8 protein-coding genes are annotated in these 6,470 nt (G+C 65.3%); 5 read left to right on the plus strand and 3 right to left on the minus strand.

Annotation, left to right across the window (positions count from 1 at the left end; translation table 11 throughout):
• Positions 1–158: 158 nt before the first annotated feature.
• The 4 genes from ACFPZ3_RS68045 (at position 159) to ACFPZ3_RS68060 (ending at position 2,895) form a co-directional block, all read left to right on the plus strand.
• Positions 159–536 (plus strand): dCTP deaminase, encoded by a 378-nt coding sequence (locus tag ACFPZ3_RS68045; RefSeq protein WP_379524969.1) that lies wholly within the window; start codon positions 159–161, stop codon positions 534–536.
• Between the two features lie 21 nt (positions 537–557).
• Positions 558–698, plus strand: coding sequence for a hypothetical protein (locus tag ACFPZ3_RS68050; protein WP_379524970.1), 141 nt, complete (start codon positions 558–560; stop codon positions 696–698).
• On the plus strand, positions 695–1,780 hold the full coding sequence (locus ACFPZ3_RS68055; protein WP_379524971.1) for a glycosyltransferase family 4 protein: 1,086 nt from the start codon (positions 695–697) through the stop codon (positions 1,778–1,780). The genes ACFPZ3_RS68050 and ACFPZ3_RS68055 overlap by 4 nt, the downstream gene beginning before the upstream one ends.
• A gap of 77 nt (positions 1,781–1,857) precedes the next feature.
• Entirely contained in the window at positions 1,858–2,895 is a 1,038-nt protein-coding gene (locus ACFPZ3_RS68060; RefSeq protein ID WP_379524972.1) for a serine hydrolase domain-containing protein, read from the plus strand.
• Positions 2,896–3,053: 158 nt separating this feature from the next.
• On the opposite strand, the gene ACFPZ3_RS68065 is transcribed toward ACFPZ3_RS68060, so the two are convergent.
• On the minus strand, positions 3,054–3,443 hold the full coding sequence (locus tag ACFPZ3_RS68065; protein ID WP_379524973.1) for a hypothetical protein: 390 nt from the start codon (positions 3,441–3,443) through the stop codon (positions 3,054–3,056).
• Between the two features lie 165 nt (positions 3,444–3,608).
• On the opposite strand from ACFPZ3_RS68065, the gene ACFPZ3_RS68070 reads away from it, so the two are divergent.
• Positions 3,609–3,818 carry a hypothetical protein gene (locus ACFPZ3_RS68070; protein WP_379524974.1) on the plus strand — a complete coding sequence of 70 codons (210 nt, stop codon included), beginning with the start codon at positions 3,609–3,611 and terminating at the stop codon, positions 3,816–3,818.
• Positions 3,819–3,903: 85 nt separating this feature from the next.
• On the opposite strand, the gene ACFPZ3_RS68075 is transcribed toward ACFPZ3_RS68070, so the two are convergent.
• Complete coding sequence (locus tag ACFPZ3_RS68075; protein ID WP_379524975.1) at positions 3,904–5,487, minus strand: AfsR/SARP family transcriptional regulator; 1,584 nt, start codon at positions 5,485–5,487, stop codon at positions 3,904–3,906.
• A 205-nt stretch (positions 5,488–5,692) separates the two neighbouring features.
• Entirely contained in the window at positions 5,693–6,364 is a 672-nt protein-coding gene (locus ACFPZ3_RS68080; RefSeq protein WP_379524976.1) for a LysM peptidoglycan-binding domain-containing protein, read from the minus strand.
• Positions 6,365–6,470: the final 106 nt, after the last annotated feature.

A 6,470-nucleotide genomic window follows, 5' to 3' on the forward strand; every position in this document is an offset into this window, starting at 1 on the left:
CCCGGACGAATACACCCTCAGCGCCTGATCGAACCAGTCACTGCAAAAGAGCTACACCCATACCGCTTAGTTAAGCCACGGCCAGGATGTTGATGCCTGGCGGGCCCGGGTGGCGAACCGTGATGTCGGCGCGACGTTCTGCTGCAGGCGGGCCTCTCATGATCCTCACCGGGCCCGCCATCGCCGCCGCCATCCAAGCCGGCGACATCACCATCGACCCGTACGATCCCCGCAGGATCTCTCCCAACGCCTACGACTGGCGCCTGAGCAGCCAGATCAAGATCTGCCACGGCGCCCTGGACGCCGCGCACCCCACGCACACCACCGAAGCGCGCATCCCCATCACCGGCATGGTGCTCTTCCCCGGAGCCCTCTACCTGGGCCTCACATATGAGCGCAGCTGCTCCGAACGCTACGCCCAACTCCTCAACGGCAACCGCACCATCGGCGCCCTCGGCATCTGGGTCCACGTCTCCGCACCGCTGGGCCACACCGGCCACGCCATCGCCTGGACCCTGGAAATCCGCGTCGCCTGACCGGTCCGCGTCTATCCCGGCATGACCTTCGGCAAGCTCGCCTTCCTCCAGCCCTTCGGCGCCACCACCAGCTACCAGCACCACGGCGGCAAATACGCCGTCAGCACCACCATCGACACCTCCCGCCTCCACCACGAGATCAGATCCGAGGAGCAGCCATGACCTCGATCGCCACCGCTCTCGACCTCCCGGCAGGCAGCCCCGGCGGCAGCGTGGAACTCCTCCACGACCTCTACGGCGGCCCCAACCCGCTCATCCCGGCCCGCACCTTCATGCTCCTAGGCCGGCAACCACCCCACCCTCCCATCGAAACCCTGCAAGTCGACGGCAAATGTCTCACCGGCCCCGATTTCTGGCGCTACACCCACGCCCTCACCACAGCGCTGACCGCTCGCCTCACATCCAGCGACATCGCCGTCACCCACCTGCAGCACCTGACCTTCGGCGCCACCCCGGCACTGATCCGTGCTCTCCCCGGCCGGCCGAGCATCGCCCTGGTACACGGCACTGACCTGCTCTTCGCCACCAGCAACGACACCCAGCACCAAGTCCTTCACCACGCCACCACCAGCGCCACCAAGATCGTCATCCCGACACCCGCGATGGCCGACAGCCTCCGCCGCCTCGCACCCCACCTCGACTCCGCCAAGCTCGAACACATCCCTTGGGGCATCCCCGACCACCTGCTCAAGACGCCCCCTCACCGACGCCAACCCGATACCGGCAGACCCTTCCGGCTGCTCTACGCCGGACGGCTCACCACCGAGAAGGGCGTGCGAGCGCTCGCCAAGGCCTGCGCCCAGAACCGTGACACGACCTTGAGCATCGCCGCCCCCACCGAGCAGTACGCGACCCTCGCCCCACGACTCCAAGAACTCCGGTGCCCACACCGCTACCTGGGCTGGCTCGACCGCCACCACCTCTGGAACTGCTTCGCCGAGCACGACGCCCTCGCCGTCCCCTCCACCACCTTGGAAGCCTTCGGCCTGGTCGCCGTCGAAGCCCAAGCCTGCGGCCTGCCCGTGCTCTACCAGCCCGTCCCCGGCCTCATCGACATCCTGGCCGACACCGCCCTCCCAACGGATTTCACCGACCCGACGGTGCTCAGCAGCACGCTGACCCTGCTGCGCCGCGACCCCACTCTGCTCGCCGACCTACAAGCCGCCGGATACACCAACGCCCGCCGCTACCCCATCAGCGACACCGCCGCAGCACTCACCGCACTCGGCAACCACATCACCTGAGACCGCGCCGCTCACCAGCCACAACCCCCAGCCGTTACTACGCTGGCCACCACAACCACCCGGCAGAAAGGCAGACCATGGCGCCCGAGCAGGACCGCATCGAGTACGTCCTTCGCCAAGGCGTCCGCGACAAGGTCTATCCCGGCGCTGTCTGGGCCGTCGGCAACCCCGACGGCATCCAGCTCGCCGGCACCTGCGGGCTACTCGACTCCGCAGAGCCGGACCACCCGATGCGGCTGGACACCGTCTTCGACGTCGCCAGCCTCACCAAGATCCTTGCTGTCTGGGCGGTCATCGGCACCCTCTGGGAAGAGCAACGCCTGAACCTGCACGACCCCCTCGCCGCCCTCATGCCCCACCTCAACGGCCACCAGCTCGGCGACGTGACCGTACACCACCTCCTCACCCACACCGCCGGCCTGCCACTCCGTGCCAACCTCAAGAACCTCTACGGCACCGACCCACATCGCGTCCGTGACGGCGTCCTGCGTGAACCCCTGCACCGCCCACCCGGCCAAGCCATCGAATACACCGATCGGGCCGCCCTCATCCTCGGCTTCCTCGCCGAACACCTCACCGGTATCCCACTGGACCAGCTCGCCCAGACCCGCGTCTGGCAGCCCCTTGGCATGACCGCCACCCGCTTCGGCCCGCTACCAGCCGACCTCATCCCACGCTGCGCCCCCACCGAAAACGATCAGGAGACCGGCCAGCACCTCAAAGGCACCGCACACGACTTCTCCGCGCGACTGCTCGGCGGCGTCTGCGGCATCGCCGGCGCCTTCTCCAGCCTTGAGGATTTGGCGATCTTCCTGCGCCATCTCCTCGAACCTTCCACGCTCGCTCCTGAATTCAGTGCTGCCTGGACGCGGGAGTCCCTCCAGATCCACACCCGCGATCTCGAGCCCGCCCGCGGCCTGTTCTGGCACCCGGCCCCAGGCACCTCGGCACGAGACGACATCTACGTGCACTACGGCTTCACCGGCACCGGAATGTGGGTCTCCCCGGAACAGAGACGCTGGGCCATTCTGCTCACCAACAAGCTGTACTACGGACGTGACCGCCAGCCACTCACCGAGATTCGTAACGCCTTCCGCGCCCTGGCTTTCGCATAGAACGGGGCGGATTTACCTACGAGGTGATGCGGATCGAAATCAACCCGAAAGTCGGCAAGCCCGTGAGTCCCCGGCAGCGCCGTCAAGGCACAACCGGGAACTCGCACGTCTTGCGCGTCGGCCCCACCTCTGCGAGCGCATTGCCGCTCACGAACCTCTTACTTCTTGCCCCACCAGTCCGGCTTCGCCGTTACCCACTGGGGAGCCCCGCAGCGCTCCCAGATCACTCGTTTGTCCCCACCGAGACGACCCCAGCAGATCTTAAAGACCATGACGTTACCCAGGAACGAACTGTCGGTGGCACAGGCGCCCTGAGGAGCCCTTACCTCCATTACCCCGCTCACCTGTACCCGCGCGTCGTTGCCCCACTGTGCTTTGTAGACGCGCCCGTCGTTCCTGCCGTCGCAGACCTTGATACTGGACCTGTCAGCGGGAACCGTTACCGCGCCGTCCTGGTAGGTTGCGCGCCATCCCGCCGCCTGCGCCGCCGCAGGCATGGCGGCGATCACCAGCAGGCCTCCGCCCAGCGCGGTGATCGCCTTGCTCACCCATGAAGCCATGTGCTCTCCCGTCTTCCGACATATCCAGGACCATAACTTTAAGTAGCTATACGATTACGTCAAGGACGCTGTTGAAATCTAATAAGACTTGCTTCCCGGAGCGGGATACAAATCCGGGCATCTAGCCAGGTTCTAACAAACCAGAGGAACGCGGTGAATCATCCCCTTATTATCTATGTCCGGGCGCAGTTGGCCGTACGCATCTCTAACGCCCGCAATGCGCCGAGTCGCGGTGCTTCGGCCGTCGAATGGGTGATCATCACAGCCATCGTCGCCGCAGTTGCCCTCGGGCTGGCTGCGGCGATCAAGACTCTTGTAGGCGACTGGCAACAGCGAATCGAAGAAATGGGTCCAAAAGACTAGGGATTCCGTTAGCGCAGGTGGTCGAGTCGCGCGAACATGTCGGGGATGCCACTTGGCGTAGGGAGTTAACTGAGAGAAGCAGAGATTATGTGCGGAACATCTCTCCCAGTCGCTTTTCCGTCTGATAATCCCCCGATATTCCCAAGCCATGTTGGTGCTGACGAAGCAACTCGGCAGTGCGGGACGCATCGTCTCGCCTGCCGAGGTCCAGTTGCAGGCGGATGATCCGGAAGTAGGTTTCCTCGGTGTCGGGGTCGAGCTTTCGTGCCCGCTCCAGCGCCGCGAGCGCCCGTTCCGGGTCTTCCTCGGTGAGAAGCTCCGCGAGTTGCGCCAGGACATCGGCCTGCGACCGGGTCAGCGGATAACGCTGGTCCTCTATCCATTCCGCTGTGAGGCCCTGGGCAAGTTCGCCTGCGCAGAGCTCTGCGGCCTTGGCCAGCGCGGAGGAACGGCCCGTCGCGCCCGGGGCGATTCTGGTTTCTTCAAGCGCGGCTTCGTATTCCCATAGATCGACGCTGATCAGCCGCGGGTCGAGACGATAGATCGCGGAGTCCTTGGTGGTTGAGGCGCTGATGAAGGGTGCCTTCTTCGGGTCCGGGTTCTTGTAGCCGGTGGCAGTGACGAGCGCGCTCCGGAGGTGGCGAAGGGCGTTGTGAATGTCCTTGCCGGACTCGTCCGGCCACAGTGCGGCGCAAAGTTGGTCTCGGGTCACGCCATTGGGATGCAGGGCGAGATAGGTGAGCGTGTTCAGTTGCAGCCAGCTCAAGGACAGCGACTGTGCTTGGTCGCGGACGTGGATCATGGGGTGGCCCAGGATCGTCAGGCGGACAAGGGAAGTGCCCGGCCAGTCGGAAGCGCTGTCGTCGGGCGGGTGGGCTATCTCATGGGCGTCTCGCGACTCCACGGAAGCGAGCTGCTGTACGTGAGCTGCGGCTTCGTCCGCCGTGATGTTCAACAGCCGTGCACCCGCGAAACGATCGGAGCCTCGGCCCTCGGCCGTTTCCACGGAGTGCGCATCGGAGACGAGCAGGGTGACACCACCTGGCCAGGAGCCCAGGAGCAGGGCCCCGACCCCTGTGTTCTGCCCGCACGTAAGCGGTGCTGTCACGTGCTCGTACACCTCGTCGTCGAGTTCGGTGACGAGCAGCACCACGGGCAGCGCCTCCCCCGGATCCGTCTCCCGCAGCTCGTCGACATCGGAGGAATCCCGTTCAACCACCATCCGCCTGCGCAGGAAGAACGTCTCCTCGAAATGCCGCAGGGCGTTCTCGTGTGAATCGACGATCAAAAGCCCGGGCAGCGTCGCGGCGACATGGTCCAGATCAGGCCCGGGCAGACCGAGGAGCTTCGAGGCCAGTTCCGTGCACATGATGATCTGTGTGCGGTAGTTGCTCGACTGCCGAAGCAGGTCAACGGCCAGGTAGCGCAGAATATCGAGGGCACCGGGGCCGGTGAAACCCGTGCCGGGTCCCTCGAGATTCACGTACACAGGCTGGCCGTTGGGAGTCTCGCCGAGGTGAGCCTGCTTTGGGACGTCGTTGGAGTCGGCGAGGCGTATGAGCTCGCCATCGGTGGGCATCGGTTGCTCCTGCTGGGCGAACGTCTGGCGATGAGCACGGTGGAGTTCACGTATCTCGGGCGGAGCCTCAGGCTCAGGGGTGATCGTCACTGCTTCATGAGATTGAGGTGGGATCCGGCGGCGGCGCCGACGAAGCCGACCGGCAATGAACGCGGTGCTGATCCCGGCAACGTATGCCACCGCGACGAGAGAGCCGGACGATAGCTGCACGGTCTCTGTCATGTGATGCTCAGGTGCGGCGTGTGTGTTGGCCGGCTCTGGGCGTGGTTCCGCGGAGGGGCTCGGTGTCGAAGCGCTACCGGTTACGAGCGGTTGATCGGCTGCAGAGCCGGTGCGGGATGGCTCGGAGCGTTTGTGGGGAAGGCGGAGGTTCCAGCCGGGCTGGATCAGGCCTGGGTCCGTGAAGGTGTGTCCGCTCGGCTGCTTCGAGTGGGCGTTGAGTTTCCCAGATTTTCGGCCATCGTCGTGGGCTGTCGAGTTCCTCGTCTGCGATCTTCCACAGGGTGTCTCCCTGCTTCACTTCATAGGTCTGTGGAGCCTCATCGGCGACCTGGCCAAGGGGGTGCAGAGGTGCCATGGAGACCACTGGCGGAGGTGCTGCGGCGTTGCTCACGCCCGGAGCGAGAACGGTGAGTGTGGCGGAGGCGACCAGGTACGCGGCCAGGCGATGTACGCCCGGGAGCCGGGGAAAGCTGGGGGAGAGACGTCGGCCCCGCGCTTTGGCCGCGATCTCGCAGAGCACTGAGAGGGTGAAATGGGCCCAGGTGAGCCAGAGGAGCAGTTCCAAGGCGGCGACGAAGAGCGTGCCGTCATCGGGGGAGGCCAGGGTGCTCGCGATCTGCGCCAGGCTGGGCAGCCGGTCCGGAAAGGGTGGGCCGGCAAGCGTGTAGAGCAGGATGGGCAAGCCCAGCACCGCCGCCAGCAGAACCACGTACGCGACCAGCGCACGCAAGAGGCGGAAGATCATCAGCGATTCGGCCCTTCCACTCCGCCGATCAGGTCGGCATCGGCATTGGGTGTAGCTCTTTTGCAGTGACTGGTTCGATCAGGCGCTGAGGGTGTATTCGTCCGGG

It is taken from the genome of Nonomuraea insulae, from assembly GCF_042656245.1.